This window comes from Streptomyces sp. NPDC045968 (genome assembly GCF_056430475.1).
In genome coordinates, this window is sequence record NZ_JBWKLF010000001.1 from 983285 (window position 1) to 1002024 (window position 18740).

Annotated in this window: 16 protein-coding genes; 9 read left to right on the forward strand and 7 right to left on the reverse strand. The window is 70.3% G+C overall.

Translation table 11 applies throughout. The features are described from left to right. The first annotated feature begins 5 nt into the window (after positions 1 to 5). From AC07FA_RS04275 to AC07FA_RS04285, 3 genes are all read left to right on the forward strand, one after another. On the forward strand, positions 6 to 629 hold the full coding sequence (locus tag AC07FA_RS04275; protein ID WP_073725275.1) for a cell division protein SepF: 624 nt from the start codon (positions 6 to 8) through the stop codon (positions 627 to 629). A gap of 72 nt (positions 630 to 701) precedes the next feature. Beyond that, on the forward strand, positions 702 to 986 hold the full coding sequence (locus AC07FA_RS04280) for a YggT family protein (protein WP_479073136.1): 285 nt from the start codon (positions 702 to 704) through the stop codon (positions 984 to 986). Between the two features lie 49 nt (positions 987 to 1035). Then, positions 1036 to 2169: a DivIVA domain-containing protein gene (locus AC07FA_RS04285; RefSeq protein WP_479073137.1), complete on the forward strand. Its 1134-nt coding sequence runs from the start codon at positions 1036 to 1038 to the stop codon at positions 2167 to 2169. A gap of 253 nt (positions 2170 to 2422) precedes the next feature. Here AC07FA_RS04285 and ileS read toward each other — a convergent pair whose 3' ends face one another. Beyond that, the gene (gene ileS, locus AC07FA_RS04290; RefSeq protein WP_479073138.1) at positions 2423 to 5569 is read right to left on the reverse strand and encodes an isoleucine--tRNA ligase; all 3147 of its coding nucleotides are present in this window, start codon (positions 5567 to 5569) and stop codon (positions 2423 to 2425) included. A gap of 569 nt (positions 5570 to 6138) precedes the next feature. On the opposite strand from ileS, the gene AC07FA_RS04295 reads away from it, so the two are divergent. The 5 genes from AC07FA_RS04295 to AC07FA_RS04315 all read left to right on the forward strand — a co-directional run bounded on the left by AC07FA_RS04295 (position 6139) and on the right by AC07FA_RS04315 (position 10722). Continuing rightward, entirely contained in the window at positions 6139 to 6900 is a 762-nt protein-coding gene (locus AC07FA_RS04295; protein WP_479073139.1) for a TraR/DksA family transcriptional regulator, read from the forward strand. A gap of 57 nt (positions 6901 to 6957) precedes the next feature. Next, positions 6958 to 7599 (forward strand): signal peptidase II, encoded by a 642-nt coding sequence (gene lspA, locus AC07FA_RS04300; protein ID WP_479073140.1) that lies wholly within the window; start codon positions 6958 to 6960, stop codon positions 7597 to 7599. Positions 7600 to 7622: 23 nt separating this feature from the next. After that, on the forward strand, positions 7623 to 8564 hold the full coding sequence (locus AC07FA_RS04305; protein ID WP_479073141.1) for an RluA family pseudouridine synthase: 942 nt from the start codon (positions 7623 to 7625) through the stop codon (positions 8562 to 8564). Next, positions 8561 to 9037: a GNAT family N-acetyltransferase gene (locus AC07FA_RS04310; RefSeq protein WP_479073142.1), complete on the forward strand. Its 477-nt coding sequence runs from the start codon at positions 8561 to 8563 to the stop codon at positions 9035 to 9037. The genes AC07FA_RS04305 and AC07FA_RS04310 overlap by 4 nt, the downstream gene beginning before the upstream one ends. Positions 9038 to 9135: 98 nt before the next feature. Further along, entirely contained in the window at positions 9136 to 10722 is a 1587-nt protein-coding gene (locus AC07FA_RS04315) for a Na+/H+ antiporter (protein WP_479073143.1), read from the forward strand. A gap of 16 nt (positions 10723 to 10738) precedes the next feature. Here the strand turns inward: AC07FA_RS04315 and AC07FA_RS04320 are convergent, their stop codons facing one another. Then, on the reverse strand, positions 10739 to 11878 hold the full coding sequence (locus AC07FA_RS04320; RefSeq protein WP_479073437.1) for a mechanosensitive ion channel family protein: 1140 nt from the start codon (positions 11876 to 11878) through the stop codon (positions 10739 to 10741). Between the two features lie 45 nt (positions 11879 to 11923). Here AC07FA_RS04320 and AC07FA_RS04325 point away from each other — a divergent pair, with 45 nt between their 5' ends. Then, the gene (locus AC07FA_RS04325; protein ID WP_479073144.1) at positions 11924 to 12493 is read left to right on the forward strand and encodes a dienelactone hydrolase family protein; all 570 of its coding nucleotides are present in this window, start codon (positions 11924 to 11926) and stop codon (positions 12491 to 12493) included. 71 nt (positions 12494 to 12564) lie between these two features. Here AC07FA_RS04325 and AC07FA_RS04330 read toward each other — a convergent pair whose 3' ends face one another. The 5 genes from AC07FA_RS04330 to AC07FA_RS04350 form a co-directional block, all read right to left on the reverse strand. Beyond that, the gene (locus AC07FA_RS04330; protein ID WP_479073145.1) at positions 12565 to 13557 is read right to left on the reverse strand and encodes a zinc metalloprotease; all 993 of its coding nucleotides are present in this window, start codon (positions 13555 to 13557) and stop codon (positions 12565 to 12567) included. A 285-nt stretch (positions 13558 to 13842) separates the two neighbouring features. Further along, positions 13843 to 15495 (reverse strand): alkaline phosphatase D family protein, encoded by a 1653-nt coding sequence (locus AC07FA_RS04335; RefSeq protein WP_479073146.1) that lies wholly within the window; start codon positions 15493 to 15495, stop codon positions 13843 to 13845. Positions 15496 to 15630: 135 nt separating this feature from the next. Beyond that, positions 15631 to 16446, reverse strand: a complete 816-nt coding sequence (locus tag AC07FA_RS04340; protein WP_479073147.1) for a DsbA family protein — start codon at positions 16444 to 16446, stop codon at positions 15631 to 15633. Positions 16447 to 16494: 48 nt separating this feature from the next. Next, positions 16495 to 17214 (reverse strand): hypothetical protein, encoded by a 720-nt coding sequence (locus tag AC07FA_RS04345; protein WP_479073148.1) that lies wholly within the window; start codon positions 17212 to 17214, stop codon positions 16495 to 16497. Between the two features lie 65 nt (positions 17215 to 17279). Further along, positions 17280 to 18605 (reverse strand): DUF2252 domain-containing protein, encoded by a 1326-nt coding sequence (locus AC07FA_RS04350; protein WP_479073149.1) that lies wholly within the window; start codon positions 18603 to 18605, stop codon positions 17280 to 17282. Positions 18606 to 18740 lie beyond the last annotated feature (135 nt).

Genomic DNA, 18740 nt, shown 5'->3' on the forward strand with positions numbered 1-18740 from the left:
AGAGCATGGCCGGCGCGATGCGCAAGATGGCGGTCTACCTCGGCCTCGTGGAGGACGATGGGTACGACGGTCCGGGGTTCGACCCCGACGATGAATTCGAACCCGAGCCGGAGCCCGAGAGGGACCGGCGGCGGCATCAGCCCGCGCATCAGGTGGAGCGGGAACGCGAGCGCGAACGGGACGAACCGGTACGAGTGGTGCAGCCGCCCGCGCAGCGCGAGCCGGTTCAGCTCCCCGCGGAAAGCGGACGACCCGCCCGAATCGCACCCGTGGCATCCATCACACCTGAACGCCCGAACATGGAGAAGAACGCACCTGTGATCATGCCCAAGGTTGTGTCCGAGCGGGAGCCGTACCGCATCACGACGCTGCACCCCCGGACGTACAACGAGGCCCGTACCATCGGGGAACACTTCCGTGAGGGCACTCCGGTGATCATGAATCTCACGGAGATGGACGACACGGACGCGAAGCGACTTGTCGACTTTGCCGCGGGACTCGTCTTCGGTCTCCATGGCAGCATTGAACGCGTGACGCAGAAGGTGTTCCTGTTGTCGCCTGCTAACGTCGATGTCACGGCGGAGGACAAGGCCCGGATCGCAGAGGGCGGATTCTTCAACCAGAGCTGAGAACACGACACCGGGAACGACCCGGCCGAGAGGCCGGAGCTACGAGAGCCAGGGGAGAGGGAAGCGCGGGTTATGGGCGTCGCACTGGATGTGGTCTATATCGCGCTGATGTGTTTCCTCATCGTGCTGATCTTCCGGCTGGTCATGGACTACGTCTTCCAGTTCGCACGTTCATGGCAGCCGGGCAAGGCGATGGTGGTCGTACTGGAGACCACCTACACAGTCACCGATCCACCGCTCAAGCTTCTGCGGCGGTTCATCCCGCCGCTGCGTCTCGGGGGCGTGGCACTCGACCTGTCCTTCTTCGTTCTGATGATCATCGTTTACATCCTGATCAGCGTTGTGATCAGGCTGTGAGCGATACGGTCTTGCCGACTGCCGACGACTACGTAGAGGTGAAGAAGAGATGCCGCTGACCCCCGAGGACGTGCGGAACAAGCAGTTCACGACCGTCCGCCTCCGAGAAGGCTATGACGAGGACGAGGTCGATGCCTTCCTCGACGAGGTCGAATCCGAGCTGACGCGCTTGCTCCGTGAGAACGAGGACCTGCGCGCCAAGCTGGCCGCCGCCACGCGTGCTGCCGCGCAGAACCAGCAGCAGCAGGGCATGCGTAAGCCGGAGCCGCAGGATCGTCCCGGCGCGCCCGTTCCCGCCGCCATATCCGGTCCGCCGGTGCAGCAGCAGCAGCCCCCGCAGATGGGTCCGCCCCAGCTGCCCGGTGGCGCTCCTCAGCTGCCCGCCGGTCCCAGCGGCCATGGCCCCCAGGGTGGCCACGGCCCCGGTCCGCAGGGCCCGCACGGTCCCGGCCCGATGCAGGGCGGCCCCATGGGTGGTCCCATGGGCGGCCACAACCCGCAGCAGCAGCAGATGCAGCAGATGCAGCAGATGCAGCAGCCGCAGCAGATGCAGCAGCAGGGTCCCGGTGGCGACAGCGCCGCGCGTGTCCTCTCGCTCGCGCAGCAGACCGCCGACCAGGCGATCGCGGAGGCCCGTTCCGAGGCCAACAAGATCGTCGGCGAGGCGCGCAGCCGTGCCGAGGGTCTGGAGCGCGACGCGCGAGCCAAGGCGGACGCCCTGGAGCGGGACGCGCAGGAGAAGCACCGCGTGGCGATGGGCTCGCTGGAGTCGGCCCGCGCGACGCTTGAGCGCAAGGTCGAGGACCTGCGCGGCTTCGAGCGCGAGTACCGCACCCGGCTGAAGTCCTACCTGGAGAGCCAGCTGCGTCAGCTGGAGACCCAGGCCGACGACTCGCTGGCCCCGCCGCGGACCCCCGCGACCGCTTCCCTGCCGCCGTCGGCCTCGCTGGCTCCGGCCGGTGCGGGTGCGATGGGTCACGGCATGGGTGGCAACCACGGTGGTCACGGCAACCAGCAGATGGGCGGCAACCCGTCCATGGGCGGGCCCTCGTACGGCGGCCAGCAGCAGATGTCGCCCGCGATGACGCAGCCGATGGCGCCGGTGCGGCCGCAGGCGCCGCAGCCGATGCAGCAGGCACCGTCGCCGATGCGTGGGTTCCTGATCGACGAGGACGACAACTGAGCGGTTCGCGCTCGCTGAGCGCGTAGCCGTCGGCAGGCTGAAGGGCCGGGCCCCGGGATTTCCCGGGGCCCGGCCCTTTGCCGTGGGCGGGGCGCCCTGCGGCGGCCTGTTTCCCTGCCCGCCCCTTCCCGAACCTGGCGCTCCGCCCCGGCCCCCGCGCCTTCAAACGCCGGCGGGGCTGGATATGGCCGGCCAGGGGGCAAACCGAAGGCCCGGCCGGAGTGTGTCCGGCCGGGCCTCTGGGTGGTGTGGGTTACTGCTGCTTGCGCAGGCGGAACGTGAGGGACAGGCCCTCGTCCTCGAACGGGGTGCCGTACGTGTCGTCGGCCTCGCCCTCCGCGTAGTCCAGGGCCAGCACCTCGTCAGCGATCAGCGGCGTGTGCTCGGTCAGGGCCTCGACCGTGGCCGGGGACGTGGACGTCCAGCGGACCGAGATCCGGTCGGCCACGTCCAGGCCGCTGTTCTTGCGGGCCTCCTGGATCAGGCGGATCGCGTCACGGGCCAGGCCCGCGCGGCGGAGTTCGGGAGTGATCTCCAGGTCGAGGGCGACCGTCGCGCCCGAGTCGGAGGCCACGGACCAGCCCTCTCGCGGGGTCTCCGTGATGATGACCTCGTCGGGGGAGAGGATGACCGTCTCGCCGTCCACCTCGACCGACGCGGTGCCCTCGCGCAGAGCCAGCGAGAGCGCGGCGGCGTCCGTGTCCGCGACGGCCTTCGCCACCGCCTGGACGCCCTTGCCGAACCGCTTGCCCAGCGCGCGGAAGTTCGCCTTCGCCGTCGTGTCGACCAGCGAGCCGCCGACCTCCGAGAGCGAGGCCAGGGAGGAGACGTTCAGCTCCTCCGTGATCTGGGCCCGCAGTTCGGGGGAGAGGGCCTCGAAGCCCGAGGCCGCGACCAGCGCCCTGGACAGCGGCTGCCGGGTCTTGACGCCCGACTCGGCTCGCGTCGCGCGGCCGAGCTCGACCAGGCGGCGCACCAGCGCCATCTGCGTGGACAGCTCCGGGTCGATGGAGGAGAGATCGGCCTTCGGCCACGAGGACAGGTGGACCGACTCGGGCGCGTCCGGGGTGACCGGGACGACCAGGTCCTGCCAGACCCGCTCGGTGATGAACGGGGTCAGCGGGGCCATCAGCCGCGTCACCGTCTCGATGACCTCGTGCAGGGTGCGCAGCGCGGCCTTGTCGCCCTGCCAGAAGCGGCGGCGGGAGCGGCGCACGTACCAGTTGGACAGGTCGTCCACGAACGCGGAGAGCAGCTTGCCGGCGCGCTGGGTGTCGTAGCTCTCCAGGGCCTGCGTCATCTGGTCGACGAGGGCGTGGAGTTCGCTGAGCAGCCAGCGGTCCAGGACCGTGCGGTCCGCCGGGGCCGGGTCGGCCCCGGACGGGGCCCAGTCGGACGTGCGGGCGTACAGGGCCTGGAAGGCGACCGTGTTCCAGTAGGTGAGGAGCGTCTTGCGGACGACCTCCTGGATCGTGCCGTGGCCGACCCGTCGAGCCGCCCACGGCGAGCCGCCCGCCGCCATGAACCACCGCACGGCGTCCGCGCCGTGCTGGTCCATGAGCGGGATCGGCTGGAGGATGTTCCCCAGGTGCTTGGACATCTTGCGGCCGTCCTCGGCGAGGATGTGGCCCAGGCAGACCACGTTCTCGTACGAGGACTTGTCGAAGACGAGCGTGCCGACCGCCATCAGCGTGTAGAACCAGCCGCGTGTCTGGTCGATGGCCTCCGAGATGAACTGCGCCGGGTAGCGGCTCTCGAAGAGCTCCTTGTTCTGGTACGGGTAGCCCCACTGCGCGAACGGCATCGAACCCGAGTCGTACCAGGCGTCGATGACCTCCGGGACGCGGTAGGCCTCCAGCTGGCAGTTCTCGTGGGTGCAGGTGAACGTGATCTCGTCGATGAACGGGCGGTGCGGGTCCAGAGCGGACTGGTCGGCGCCGGTGAGCTCGGTGAGTTCCGCGCGCGAGCCGACGCAGGTGAGGTGGTCGTCCTCGCAGCGCCAGATGGGCAGCGGGGTGCCCCAGTAGCGGTTGCGGGACAGCGCCCAGTCGACGTTGTTGTTCAGCCAGTCACCGAAACGGCCGTTCTTGACCGAGTCCGGGAACCAGTTGGTCTTCTCGTTCTCCTGGAGCAGCCGGTCCTTGATGGCCGTCGTGCGGATGTACCAGGACGGCTGCGCGTAGTACAGCAGCGCGGTGTGGCAGCGCCAGCAGTGCGGATAGCTGTGCTCGTACGGGACATGGCGGAAGAGCTTGCCGCGGGCGTCCAGATCGGCGGTGAGCGCCTCGTCGGCCTTCTTGAAGAAGACGCCGCCGACCAGCGGCAGGTCCTCCTCGAAGGTGCCGTCGGGGCGGACCGGGTTGACGACCGGCAGGCCGTAGGAGCGGCAGACGACGAGGTCGTCGGCGCCGAAGGCGGGGGACTGGTGGACCAGACCCGTACCGTCCTCGGTCGTGACGTACTCGGCGTTGACGACGTAGTGCGCGGGGGCGGGGAAGTCGACGAGCGCGAACGGGCGCTCGTACGTCCAGCGCTCCATCTCGCGGCCCGTGAAGGTCTGGCCGGTGGTCTCCCAGCCCTCGCCGAGCGCCTTCTCCAGCAGCGGCTCCGCGACGACGAGCTTCTCCTCGCCGTTCGTCGCGACGACGTAACGGACGTCGGGGTGCGCGGCGACGGCGGTGTTGGAGACCAGCGTCCAGGGGGTGGTCGTCCAGACGAGGAGGGAGGCTTCGCCGGCCAGCGGGCCGCTCGTCAGCGGGAAGCGGACGAAGACGGAGGGGTCGACGACCGTCTCGTAGCCCTGGGCCAGCTCGTGGTCGGAGAGTCCGGTGCCGCAGCGGGGGCACCAGGGGGCCACCCGGTGGTCCTGGACCAGGAGGTCCTTGTTGAAGATCTCCTTGAGCGACCACCACACGGAGTCGACGTACTGCGGGTCCATCGTGCGGTACGCGTCGTCGAGGTCGACCCAGTAGCCCATGCGGGTCGTGAGCTCGGCGAAGGCGTCGGTGTGGCGGGTCACGGACTCACGGCACTTGGCGTTGAACTCGGCGATGCCGTACGCCTCGATGTCCTTCTTGCCGTTGAAGCCCAGCTCCTTCTCGACCGCGAGCTCGACCGGCAGGCCGTGGCAGTCCCAGCCGGCCTTCCGGCCGACGTGGTAGCCCTGCATGGTGCGGAAGCGCGGGAAGACGTCCTTGAAGACGCGGGCCTCGATGTGGTGTGCGCCCGGCATGCCGTTGGCGGTCGGGGGGCCCTCGTAGAAGACCCACTCGGGACGGCCCTCGGACTGTTCGAGGCTCTTGGCGAAGACCTTGCTGTCGCGCCAGAAGTCGAGCACTGCGTGCTCCAGCGCGGGCAGGTCGACCTGGGCGGGTACCTGGCGGTACTGCGGCGATGTCATGGGCGGGCTTCCTCCGGCGGACGTTTTCCACTTCCGTCGGAGGGACGAGAACCGTGCGGTTCCCGCGGTACCACCCTCCTTGGCCCCGGGCGTGGCGTCGCCCGTGGCCCCCTCATTGGGGTCGCGATGCCGGGTCTACTCGCCTTGCGCCCGTGGGCGGAGCCCACTGTCCAAAGCTTTCTTCCGGCGGCTCCGGGGTGATCTTCACGACGCGCTCGCCCCCGGGCTTCCACCGTCCCCGGGTCGCTCCTGGCTGCGTACGACGCTACTCGTCCCATCCACGCCTCTCGCTGGGGCCAGTGTACGGGCCCGTACGGCCGACGGCCGACCGGTTTAACCGTGGGTCGGGGCGTGACCCGAATGGCCAGATGGGGCCGGACGGAGTCCCGGCGGCCCTCGGAGAGCGGATTACCGGGCGGGGAGCTGGGAACAACGGAGGCAAGCGCGCCGTGACCCGGGTATGGGGAGGGGCGAACGGGCGGCGTGCCCCGTTGCCGCGGGGCTGGGGTCGATTTATCGTCCCAGCACGATTCGCGAGCAAGATCACAATATGTGAAGGGGCCGCGGCCATGGTGGCGAAGAAGACCGCCGTATCGAGAACGGCGTCCGCGAGATCCACGGTGGCGGCAGCCGCGGAGACGACCGAGGAGACAGGGCCGGAACCGGACGGGAAGCCGGCCGCGAAGGCCGTGAAGAAGACGGCGAAGAAGGCAGTGAAGAAGGCCGCGAAAGCGGTGAGGAAGGCCGCGGTGAAGAAGACCGCTGCCGGGAAGCCACCCGCCAAGAAGGCGGCGGCCACGGAGGCGGCCGAGGCCGCCGAGCAGACGGGAGCCCACACGGTGGTAGCCAAGAAGAGCGCGAGCCGGACCACGGCAGCTGCCGGGAAGGGCGCGACAGCGGTGCCCCAGGCCCGTGTCGCCGCCGCGACGGCGCCCGGGGAGCTGGCCGTACGTCCCGGTGAGGACCCCTGGACGCAGGAGGAGGTCACCGAGGCACGCACCGAGCTGTCCAGCGAGGTCATGCGGCTGCGCAGCGAACTGGAGGCGTCGGGCGCCGCGCTCGCCGGGCTGATGCGGGACTCCGGCGACGGGGCGGGTGACGACGACGCCGACACGGGCACCAAGAACATCACCCGCGAGCACGAGCTCTCCCTCGCCGCCAACGCCCAGGAGATGCTGGAACAGACCGAGCGCGCCCTCGCCCGGCTCGACGCGGGGACGTACGGACTGTGCGAGGTCTGCGGGAAGCCGATCGGCAAGGCGCGGATGCAGGCGTTCCCCCGGGCCACACTGTGCGTGGAGGACAAGCAGAAGCAGGAGCGGCGCGGCTGAACGACCGGGGTGTGTCGTACCCTCGTCCTCAGTCAGGCACCTAGTTGAGGGACTCACGTGGCAGAGGCGGAGCGCATCATCGATACGCCGGACATCCCTGATGCCGAGGGGGCTGACGGGGCAGAGGCCCAGCGGCCCGCGGAGGGTACGGCAGCCCCGGCCACGGCGTCGGAGGGCGAGGGCGCGGCCGTCGAGGGCGAGGGGGGCGGCAAGGGCAGGCGGAAGATCCTCGCGCTGTTCGGCGTGGCCGTCGTCGCCTACCTGCTGGACCTGATCAGCAAGATGATCGTGGTCGCGAAGCTGGAGCACCAGGAGCCCATCGAGATCTTCGGTGACTGGCTGAAGTTCGACGCCATCCGGAACGCGGGCGCCGCGTTCGGTTTCGGCGAGGCGTTCACGATCATCTTCACCTTCATCGCGGCGGCCGTGATCGTCGTGATCGCGCGGCTGGCCCGCAAGCTCTACAGCCTGCCGTGGGCCATCGCGCTCGGGCTGCTGCTCGGCGGTGCGCTCGGCAACCTCACCGACCGGATCTTCCGCGCGCCGGGAGTCTTCGAGGGCGCGGTCGTCGACTTCATCGCCCCCGCGCACTTCGCCGTCTTCAACCTCGCAGACTCCGCGATCGTCTGCGGCGGCATCCTGATCGTGATCCTTTCCTTCAAGGGCCTGGACCCCGACGGCACCGTGCACAAGGACTAGCGGGCGCAAGGCATACTCGACAGGTGAGTACGCATCCCGAGGTCCGCACCCTGCCCGTACCCGATGGCCTGGAAGGCGAGCGTGTCGACGCCGCCATTTCCCGGATGTTCGGTTTCTCCCGCACGAAGGCCGCAGAGCTGGCAGCCGCCGGGAAGGTCCAGGTGGACGGCTCGGTGGCCGGGAAGTCGGAGCGGGTGCACGGCGGTGCCTGGCTGGAAGTGGAGATGCCGCAGGCAGCCGCTCCGGTCCAGGTCGTCGCCGAGCCCGTCGAGGGCATGGAGATCGTCCACGACGACGACGACATCGTCGTCATCATGAAGCCGGTCGGCGTGGCCGCCCACCCGAGCCCCGGCTGGACCGGCACCACGGTGATCGGCGGTCTCGCCGCCGCCGGGTACCGGATCTCGACGTCGGGCGCCGCCGAGCGCCAGGGCATCGTGCACCGGCTGGACGTCGGGACGTCCGGGCTGATGGTCGTCGCCAAGTCCGAGCGGGCCTACACGCTGCTCAAGGCGCAGTTCCGCGACCGCGTCGTGGACAAGAAGTACCACGCGCTCGTCCAGGGCCACCCGGACCCGATGAGCGGGACGATCGACGCCCCCATCGGCCGCCACCCCAACCACGACTACAAGTGGGCGGTCACGGCCGAGGGGAAGCCCTCCGTCACGCACTACGACCTCATCGAGGCGTACCGCGCCGCGAGCCTCCTCGACATCAAGCTGGAGACGGGCCGCACCCACCAGATCCGGGTGCACATGTCCGCCCACCGCCACCCCTGTGTGGGGGACCTCACCTACGGCGCCGACCCCACGATGGCCAAGCGCCTCGGCCTGACCCGGCAGTGGCTGCACGCCGTGCGCCTCGGCTTCGAGCACCCCTCCGACGGCAGCTGGGTCGAGTTCGCCAGCACCTACCCGGACGACCTCCAGCAGGCCCTCGACAAGATCGCGGCAGAGAGCGAATGACCGGCTCGCCCGCCCCGTACAGCACCCGCAGGGCCCTCGACGAGGCCGATCTCGCGGCCTGCTTCCGGGTCCGTAAGGACGTCTTCGTGGGCGAGCAGCAGGTGCCCGAGGAGATCGAGTACGACTCCCTCGACGCCACCGCCGTCCATGTGCTCGCGGTAGCCGCCGACGGCTCCGCACTCGGTACGGGCCGGCTGCTGCACGGAGCGGCGGCGGGCGACAGGACCGGCGGCGACCTCACCGTCGGCGCGCTGGGCCGGCTCGCGGTGACCCGGGCCGCCCGCGGTCTCGGCGTAGGCGCGGCCCTGGTGCGCGCCATCGAGGACGAGGCGCGCGCGCTCGGCCTCGCCGCCGTCGACCTGCACGCCCAGACCCATGCGCTCGGTTTCTACGAGCGGCTCGGGTATGTGGCGTACGGCCCCGAATTCCCCGACGCGGGGATCGCCCACCGGTCGATGCGCCGCGCTCTCTGACCCCTTCGGTTCGGTTACTGTCTGTCCTCGATCGCCGGATGCGCGCGCCTGCCGGGCCCGTCCGGCTCTTGAGGACGCGACGCTCCGGAGGGGACCCCGTGGACCAGATGGCCCTTCTGCTCCTGCTTCTTCTCGGAGCCGTGGTCACCGTGCCTCTGGGGGAGCGGCTGGGGCTTCCCGCACCGGTGCTGATGACGCTGGCGGGGATCGGACTGGCCTTCGTCAGCTTCGTACCGGACCTCCACATTCCGCCGGAGATCATTCTTCCCGCGCTGCTGCCGCCCCTGATCTACGCCTCGGTCCAGCGGACCTCCTGGCGGCAGTTCGCCGCCAACAAGCGGCCGATCTTCCTGCTGGCGGTGGCGCTCGTCTTCGTGACGACGGCCGCTGTCGCCGCCGTCGCCGACGCGGTCGTACCCGGCCTGCCCCTCGCCGCGGCCGTGGCGCTCGGCGCGCTCGTCGCCCCGCCCGACCCGGTCGCCGCGACGGCCGTCGCCGGATCGGTCGGGCTGCCACGCCGACTCGTCTCGATCCTTGAGGGCGAGGGCCTCTTCAACGACGTGACCGCGATCGTGCTCTACCACGTGGCGATCGCGGCGGCGCTGAGCGGCACGTTCTCCCTGCCGGAAGCCTTCGGGCTGCTGGTCCTCTCCGCCGTGGTCGCCGTGGCCGTCGGGGTGGCGCTCGGCTGGCTCACCATCAAGCTGATGGGCGTGCTGGGGGATGCCACCCTCCAGATCAGCCTCTCGCTGCTGGTGCCGTTCGTGAGTTACGTACTGGCGGAGGAGCTCGAAGGGTCGGGTGTGCTCGCCGTCCTGACGACCGCGCTCTTCCTCGCCGAGCGCACGGCGGACGCCGACGACGTCCTGGGGCGACTGGCGGGCCGTTCGTTCTGGGAGATCGTCGACACCCTGGTCACCGGTGTCGCGTTCGGCCTCATCGGTCTCGAAGTGCGCAGCGTCTTCGGCTCGGTGGAGGACCGCGGAGGGCAGATGCTCGCGTGGGGGCTGACGATCGTCGCCGTTGTCGTGGGCGTCCGGCTCCTGTGGCTGCTGCCCGCGTCCTGGCTGGCCGCGCGGCTGCACCGCCGGCGCGAATCCAGCGAGGAGATCCCGGCCGGCTGGCGCGAGACCGTCGTCATGTGGTGGTCCGGAATGCGGGGAGTGGCGTCCGTCGCGCTGGCCCTCGCGATCCCGCTGAAGACCGACGACGGGAAGCCGTTCCCCGGCCGGGACGAGATGATCTTCATCGCGTTCGCCGTCATCGTGGCCACCCTCGTCTTCCAGGGACTCACCCTGCCCTGGCTGGTACGGAGGCTCGGCGTCCGCGCGGACACCGACGCCGTACAGGCCATGGAACGGCGACTGGCGGTCCGCGCCGCCAAGGCCGCGAAGCACCGCCTCAAGGAGATCCAGGACGTCGAGGACTTCCCGGAGGACGTCATCGAGCGCCTGCAGCGCGTGGCGTTCGACATCGGCGCGCGGATCAGTCCCGATCTGGTCGACGACGAGCGCCGGGCGGCGTACGCGCAACGGACGAAGAGGCTCAGGGAGGTGAGCCGTGTCCAGCGGGAGATGATGTCGGCCGCCCGCCACGAGGTGCTCTCCGCCCGCAGCGAGCCGGGAGCCGACCCCGAGGTGGTCGACAGGGTGCTGCGGTTCCTGGACGTCCGCAGCCTGCACTGAGGCGGCGGGCCCGGCGTCAGCCCCTGCCTGTACGCGGGGCCTTGCCGGCCACCGTCTCCGCCCCCATGCCGGAGTCCCAGCCGTCCAGCGGTCCCGGCGTCGGCCACTGCTCGCCCGGAGGCAGCACCGCGGGCGAGGTCGCGATCCGCGGCAGCGCGTAGGGGTGGTGGTCGCGCAGCCAGGTCACGAGCTGTTCCCGTACGGCACAGCGCACCGTCCAGACGTCGTCCGCGTCCTTCGCCGTGACCACCGCGCGTACCTGGATCGTCGAGGGGGTGGTGTCCGTGACGGCCAGCGACCAGTCGCGGCCGTCCCAGGCCGCGCACTCGCCGAGAACGGCCCGCAGCTGCTCGCGCATGGCGGCGACGGGCGCCGAGTGGTCGAGGTGGAAGAAGACGGTGCCCGTCATCTGGGCCCCGCCGCGCGACCAGTTCTCGAACGGCTTGCTGGTGAAGTACGACACAGGCATCGTGATCCGCCGCTCGTCCCAGGTCCTCACGCTCAGGAAGGTCAGGGTGATCTCGTCGATGGTGCCCCACTCGCCGTCGACCACGACCGTGTCGCCGATCCGCACCATGTCCCCGAAGGCGATCTGCAGCCCGGCGAAGAGGTTGCCCAGCGTCGACTGGGCGGCGACGCCCGCGACGATGCCCAGCACACCGGCCGAGGCGAGCATCGACGTGCCGACCGTCTGCATCGCCGGGAACGTCAGGAGCATCGCCGCGACCGCGACGGTCGCCACGACGGCTATGACCACCCGCTGGATCAGCGTCACCTGCGTACGGACCCGGCGCACCCTGGCCGGATCGCGGGTCGCCGTCGCGTAGCGGGTGTACGAGGCCTCCACGATCGTCGCCGCGACCCGTACCACCAGCCAGGCCGAGGCCCCGATCAGCACCAACGTGAGGGCCTGACCGATCGCTGCCCGGTGCCTCTGCACCAGGTCGAGCCGGGTGTGGGCGTAGCTGGCACCCAGCAGGGCGGTGCAGAGCACCAGTTGCAGCGGCAGCCGGCAGCGGCGCAGCAGGCCCCACAGAGGGGTGTCCCGGTGCCTGCTGTCGGCGCGCCGCAGCAGCAGATCGACCAGCCAGCCGACCACCAGGGTGATCATCAGCGCACCGCCCACCACGATCAGCGGGCGCAGCACGTTCTCCATCCCCTCGTCCTCCAAGCTCTTGGGCACAGCTGGCACCATGGCCTCATGAACATCATGCTTTTCCACTCGATGTACGGGCTGAGGCCCGCGGTGCACACGGCGGCGGACCGACTGCGGTCCGCCGGGCACGTCGTGCGTGTGCCCGATCTCTTCGAGGGGCACACCTTTGATTCGGCCGAGGAAGGCATGGCCTTCAAGGAGCAGGTGGGCAAGGACGAGCTGCTGCGGCGCGCCGTGCTGGCCGCCGCGCCCTACTCCGACCAGGGGCTCGTGTACGCGGGCTTCTCCTTCGGCGCGTCCACCGCGCAGACCCTCGCCCTCGGCGACGCGAAGGCGCGCGGGCTGCTGCTGTTCCACGGCACCTCGGACATCGCGGAGAACGCGTCGGTGGACGAGCTGCCCGTACAGCTGCATGTCGCCGACCCCGACCCGTTCGAGTCGCACGACTGGCTGACGTCCTGGTATCTCCAGATGCAGCGGACCGGCGCCGATGTGGAGGTCTACCGCTACCCGGGGGCGGGCCATCTGTTCACCGACCCGGAGCTGCCCGACTACGACGAGGCGGCGGCCGAGCAGACCTGGAAGGTCGCGCTGGGTTTCCTGGCCACGCTCTAGCGGGCCGCGAGGAGACAGGGCGAGGGCCCCGCGCGGGTGCGCGGGGCCCTCGTGTCCGTACAGCCGTGCGGTCAGCCCGCGCGGTAGGCGGTCCAGTACTCGCTCATGCGCGCCACCTGGCCCGTGGTGAACTGCGTCATGCAGGCGTCGTAGGTGTAGTCCATGAAGTTGTGGATCGGGTCGACGCCGGTCTTGCTGGCGCAGCTGTCGCGGCCGGTCGGGCACTCGTAGGCGGGGCTCTTCTCGGCCGGGGTGTCGCCGACGTAGTCGCCGTTTCCGTTACAGCCGCCCTGGAAGGTGTGGTAGAGCCCCATCCAGTGGCCGACCTCGTGGGTGGCGGTGTCGCCCTCGTCGTAGTTGGCCGCGGAGCCGCCGGGCAGCGAGGCGTCGAGGATGACCACGCCGTCCATGGACGGGTTGGAGTTGTACGAGCTCGGGAAGGTCGCCCAGCCGAGCAGGCCGCCGCCGAGGTTGGCGCTGTAGACGTTGAGCGCGCCGGCGCCGCCCTTGCGGAGCGAGCTCTTCATGGCCTTCTCGGCCGCGGAGCCGGAGGACAGGTTGTACCAGGAGGCGTTGTCCGTGTAGTCCGTGGCGGCGAGCGTGAAGCGGAAGCCGGAGTCGGTGTTGCCGGTTCCCGCACCGCTGTACGCGGCGTTGAGCACGTTGAGCTGGTTGGTGATCTGAGTCGCGCTGAGCTTGCCCGTCGTCCCGGAGTGGATGACGTGGAAGTAGACCGGGATCGTCGCCCCGGCCGCGAGGGTCGGGCCGGTGACGCGGCGGTCCGCCAGTCTCTTCTGGAGGTCGGCGTCCATGGCCTTGGCCTTGGCGGCGCTCACCTCGTTGGGCTCGGCGGCGTGGTCGGACCCGCCGGGGTGCGCCTCGCGGGCGGTCGCGCTCGCACCGGAGGTCTCCTGGCACTCCTCGGCGGACAGAGCCGTCGAGGGTGCGGCGACGGCGCTGCCGGGCGCGGCGGAGAGCGGAGCCAGTGCCAGAGTTCCGGCCAGTACGGCCGTGCTCAGTGCGTGACGGCGCAGGCGGGGCGATATGCGTACAAGAGCGCGCACGGTGACTCCTTGCGGACATGTGGGGGAGGTACTTCCTCACCCGCCGCCGGGAGATTACGTGGCCATGTCAGGGCTTGAAGAGAATCGATCAGGCCCAATCATTTGTGGCGCGTACAGGGGCAATGGGGAAAAAATCTGCGGTCTGTACCAAGGTTTGAGATACGTACGTAACGCGTGGGGTTACCTCGGCGGGTGGTGTGTCCGCATTAGGCCTACGGCCCCCGCCACCCGCCGTCACGATGTGACCTGTCCTTAACATGACGGCGGATGGCTGGAATTGATCGTTCAGTGCACGGGGCGGTCGGCTCGCTCGATCCGCTGGGTGCCGCTGAGCGTCCGGTAGGAGCGCACCCAGGACGAGGTTGCGTCCGCTTTCGTCTTGTCGGAGACCGCGTAGTAGTCCATCTGCGACCGCTCGGCGGTCACATCCAGCACGCCGTAGCCGTGCGAGTCCAGATCGACCCACTTCACATGGCGGTTGGCGGTTTTGACCGCCGCGGCGGCGACCAGCGAGACGGTCTGCGGCGCGACGTGCAGGATGTCGTCCAGGTTGTCGGAGGTCACCGACGTCACGACGAACTCCGTCGCCGCCGAGGCCGACAGCGGATACGTCGCCGCCTTCACCGGCACGTCGTTGGCCCACGCCATATGGATGTCGCCGGTCAGGAACACCGTGTTCCTGATCGCCCGGTCCCGCAGATGCGCGATCAGTTCCCTGCGGTCGTCCGTGTAGCCGTCCCACTGGTCCACGTTGACGGCCAGACCCTCCCCGGGCAGCCCGAGCAACTCCGCGAGCGGCGCCAGCAGATGGGCCGGCAGCGCGCCGAACGCGACCGGCGAGATCATCACCGACGTGCCGACCAGCTGCCATGCGGCGTCCGACCCGGCGAGGCCCGACTTCAGCCAGTCCAGCTGTGCCCGGCCGGTGAGGGAGCGCTCGGGGTCGTCCACCGAGCCGTCGCCGACGGACGACTGCTCGGAGCGGAAGCTGCGCAGGTCGAGCAGATGCAGATCGGCGAGGGCGCCGAAGCGCAGGCGTCGGTACACGGTGCCCTCGGTGGAGGCGCGCACCGGCATCCACTCGAAGTACGCCTGCTTCGCCGCCGCCACCCGGCCGGCCCACGAGCCCTCGGACGCCGGCGTGTGGTTCTCGGCGCCGCCCGCCCAGGCGTCGTTGGCGAACTCGTGGTCGTCCCAGATCGCGATCACCGGATGGGTGGCGTGCAGGGAGCGGAGGTCCGGGTCCGTCTTGTACTTCCCGTGCCGGGCGCGGTAGTCGGCGAGGGTGAGGATCTCGTGGGCGGGCTCGTGCCGCCGTACGGTATCGGCCTCGGCCGGATACGCCCCCGTCGCGTACTCGTAGATGTAGTCGCCGAGATGCAGCACCGCGTCGAGGTCGGCGCGGGCGGCGAGATGGCGGTACGCGGAGAACCAGCCGGACTCCCAGTTGGCGCACGACACCACACCGAACCGCACCCCGGCGACGGCCGCACCGGCCGCGGGCGCCGTACGGGTGCGGCCGACGGGGGAGAGCACCTGCTCCGCGTCGCCCGCCGCGAAACGGAAGTAGTACGCCGTGGCCGGACGCAGCCCACGCACATCGGCCTTGACGGTGTGGTCCGACGCGGCGCCCGCGACGACCGTCCCCCGCGCCGCGATCCGGGCGAAGGCGGCGTCCTCGGCGATCTCCCAGTGCACGGTGGTGTCGGCGCCGCGGCCCGAACCGGGCACCGCGTCCGCCGACGGGGTCACGCGGGTCCACAGCAGGACACCGTCGGGGAGGGGGTCACCGGAGGCGACCCCGTGGAGGAAGGCCGGGGCCCCGGCGGCGGCCCGGGCACCGGTGGCGCCGGCGAGGACGGGAGCGGCGACCGCGGTGGCGGCGGCTGCCCTGACCACCGTGCGGCGGGTGGGCGAGGAGAAGAGTCGACTGGTCACGGGCGATCACCCTACTGACCGGTACAGCTCCCTGGCAGACGAACGGGCGGGCGAACAACGAAAGTTCGCCCGCCCGACGGGAAATCGCCGTCCGGAGTTACGCCCGGGACGTCTGACGCCCCGTCCCCTCCCCGGTCACGCCTTGAGCGCCTTGGTGATCGCGGCGTTGAAGTCCGCCACCGTCATCGGCGCGTTCTTGCTGCCCTCGGCGGTGACGGTCTTGCCGTCCATCTTCAGCGTCGGCGTGCCCTCGACCCCGCTCTTGTCGAACGCCGCGGACATCTTCATCGCCCAGCTGTCGTACGTACCGTCCTTGACGTCCTTCTCGAACGCCGCGTTGCCCTTCAGCGCGTCCACCGAGTTCGCCACCTCGATCAGGTAGCTGTCCTTGGCGAACTTGTCGTCGCTCTCCTGGGGGTGGTACTTCGCGGAGTACAGCGCGGCCTTGTACTCCATGAACGCCTCGGGGCTCACGTTCAGCGCCGCGCCCAGGGCGCTGAGGGCGTTCTTGGAACCCTCGCCGTTGTCGGTGTTGTCGATGAACGTGGCACCCACGTACTTGACCTTGTACTTGCCCGCCTCGACGTCCTTCGCCACGGTCTCGCCGACCGTCTGCTCGAAGGTGCCGCAGATCGGGCAGCGGGAGTCCTCGTACATTTCGAGCGTCTTCTTGGCGGTCGGCTTGCCGATGACCACCGTCGTGCCGTTGTCGCCCGAGGTGTTCTTCGGCGCGGTCACGTTCTTCGCGTCCGCGGCGGCCTCCCAGCCGGAGGGCTTGTTGAGCTGCATCACGCCGTAGCCGACACCGCCGGCGACGGCCAGCACGCCGACGACCGAGACGGCGACGATGATCTGCTTGCGTGCCTTGTCCTTCTTGGCCTGGCGCTCGCGCTCCGCGCGCAGTCGCTCGCGGGCCGCGGCCTTGTTCGCCTGGGTGTTGCGCTGGCTCATGATGGTTCTCCGTGTGTGCGTGGTGTCGTGTGCGGGGGACGTACGTGCTCAGGCGCGGACCGAGCGCGGTGGTCCCCTCCGTCCCACGCAGTGCCCCAGGAGGCGGGCCGGGAAGAGCGGGTGCGGGTGCCCCGTGGGGAGCGGGTCGCGCCGTACGGGGCGGTGGGCGGCGCCCACCACGGCGAAGGCGGTCAGCAGCGGACGGAACGCGACCGCGGCCGCCGCGCGGAACAGCCCCGCGAGCGCGGCCTCGCCGCGGCTCAGCCACGCGGCGGCCAGCAGGCCCACGGTCACATGGGCCGCGAGCAGCAGCCACGGCACCAGGGGGCCGGGCGACGCGAGCAGGACGGCCGCCCGGTCACCCGCGCCCGTCACCCCGGCCAGCGGGGTGCCGACCGCGCCGACACCGGCCAGCCCGGCCGGTGCCGCGCCGGCCTCGCCACCGCACAGGACGTCCAGACCCACGGAGCGCAGCGGTCCCGCGATCGGGCCGCCCGCCGCTCCGTAACAGAGGTGCTGTCCGGTGGTGAACACCGTGTCGGCGGCCAGTTCCAGCGGGACCAGCAGCCCGGCGATGGCTCCGAAGCCCCGCTCGCGGCCGGCCAGCGCGAAGGCCGCGGCGAAGACGCCGGCGGCCAGCGGGGCGAGCACGGTCAGCGGGAGCGGAACCCGGGACAGCAGCACATGGGACGCAGCGGAGAGCGTCACGACGAGCGCTGTGAAAAGCGCCGCGCGAACCGTCCTGAGCTGCGTCCCTGATACGTCCATCGTCGAGGAGTGTGCCATGTGAACCTGTAGGCGATCGTTAAAACCGCCCAGGCGTGTGGGGAGCCCTACAGGCCGGGGATGCGGCCGTTGCGGAAGAGATCCACGAAGATCTGGTGATCGGCGCGGGCCCGTGCCCCGTAACTGTGGGCGAAGTCGACGAGCAGGCCGGCGAAGCCCTCCTCGTCGGCCGCGATCGCGGCGTCGATCGCCCGCTCCGTGGAGAAGGGCACCAGGGAGTGCCCGCTCTCGTCGTCCGCCGCCGAGTGCATCGTCGCCGTGGCCCGGCCGAGGTCGGCGACGACCGCGGCGATCTCCTGCGGCTCGTCGATGTCGGACCAGTCCAGGTCGACCGCGTACGGCGAGACCTCGGCGACGAGCTGTCCCGCACCGTCCAGCTCGGTCCAGCCGAGCCACGGGTCGGCGTGCGCCTGGAGGGCGCGCTGGGAGATGACGGTGCGGTGCCCCTCGTGCTGGAAGTACTCCCGCACGGCCGCGTCGGTGATGTGCCGGGAGACCGCCGGGGTCTGCGCCTGCTTGAGGTAGATCACCACATCGTTCTCCAGGGCGTCGCTGTTGCCCTCCAGAAGGATGTTGTACGAGGGCAGCCCGGCCGATCCGATGCCGATGCCGCGCCGGCCCACGACGTCCTTCACCCGGTAGGAGTCGGGGCGCGTCAGGCTCGACTCGGGCAGCGTCTCCAGATAGCCGTCGAACGCGGCCAGCACCTTGTACCGGGTAGCCGCGTCCAGGTCGATCGCACCGCCGTCGGCGGCGAACCGGCGCTCGAAGTCCCGGATCTCCGTCATCGAGTCCAGCAGCGAGAATCTCGTCAGCGAGCGGGCGACGCGCAGCGAGTCCAGCAGCGGGCCCTCGGCGGTGTCCAGGGTGAAGGGCGGCACCTCGTCGTTCTTCGCGCCCGTCGCCAGCGCGTGGATGCGCTCCCGGTAGGCGGCGGCGTAGATCCGGACGAGATCGGTGATCTGGTCGTCACCCAGCGCCTTCGCGTACCCGATCAGGGCGACGGAGGCGGCGAAGCGCTTGAGGTCCCAGGTGAAGGGACCGACGTACGCCTCGTCGAAGTCGTTCACGTTGAAGACCAGGCGCCCGTTGGCGTCCATGTACGTGCCGAAGTTCTCCGCGTGCAGATCGCCGTGGACCCATACCCGGCCGGTGCGCTCGTCCACATAGGGGCCGGCGTGCCGCTCACGCGCCAGGTCGTCGTAGAACAGGCAGGCCGTGCCCCGGTAGAACGCGAAGGCCGAACCCGCCATCTTCCGGAACTTGACCCGGAAGGCAGCCGGATCGGCGGCCAGCAGCTCACCGAAGGCGGTGTCGAAAACGGCGAGAATCTGCTCCCCGCGCTGCGTTGCGCCGGTCTGCGTTTCCGACATTTCTTGGTGCCTCCTGGTGCATGGCGTTCATGACAAATGGGACGGGCGTCTCCGCCCCCTTCAACGCGCGACCGTACCCGGGAGTGCCCCTCGGCTGTCACTGCGGAGACGTAGACTTCCACGCTGTCCCCCCAA

Excerpts from the sequence above, each read along its gene's own strand:
- AC07FA_RS04275 (WP_073725275.1), top strand. The coding sequence starts at position 6 with ATGGCCGGCGCGATGCGCAAGATGGCGGTCTACCTCGGCCTCGTGGAG.
- AC07FA_RS04280 (WP_479073136.1), top strand. The coding sequence starts at position 702 with ATGGGCGTCGCACTGGATGTGGTCTATATCGCGCTGATGTGTTTCCTC.
- AC07FA_RS04285 (WP_479073137.1), top strand. The coding sequence starts at position 1,036 with ATGCCGCTGACCCCCGAGGACGTGCGGAACAAGCAGTTCACGACCGTC.
- ileS (WP_479073138.1), bottom strand. The coding sequence starts at position 5,569 with ATGACATCGCCGCAGTACCGCCAGGTACCCGCCCAGGTCGACCTGCCC.
- AC07FA_RS04295 (WP_479073139.1), top strand. The coding sequence starts at position 6,139 with ATGGTGGCGAAGAAGACCGCCGTATCGAGAACGGCGTCCGCGAGATCC.
- AC07FA_RS04310 (WP_479073142.1), top strand. The coding sequence starts at position 8,561 with ATGACCGGCTCGCCCGCCCCGTACAGCACCCGCAGGGCCCTCGACGAG.
- AC07FA_RS04320 (WP_479073437.1), bottom strand. The coding sequence starts at position 11,878 with ATGGAGAACGTGCTGCGCCCGCTGATCGTGGTGGGCGGTGCGCTGATG.
- AC07FA_RS04325 (WP_479073144.1), top strand. The coding sequence starts at position 11,924 with ATGAACATCATGCTTTTCCACTCGATGTACGGGCTGAGGCCCGCGGTG.
- AC07FA_RS04340 (WP_479073147.1), bottom strand. The coding sequence starts at position 16,446 with ATGAGCCAGCGCAACACCCAGGCGAACAAGGCCGCGGCCCGCGAGCGA.
- AC07FA_RS04345 (WP_479073148.1), bottom strand. The coding sequence starts at position 17,214 with ATGGACGTATCAGGGACGCAGCTCAGGACGGTTCGCGCGGCGCTTTTC.
- AC07FA_RS04350 (WP_479073149.1), bottom strand. The coding sequence starts at position 18,605 with ATGTCGGAAACGCAGACCGGCGCAACGCAGCGCGGGGAGCAGATTCTC.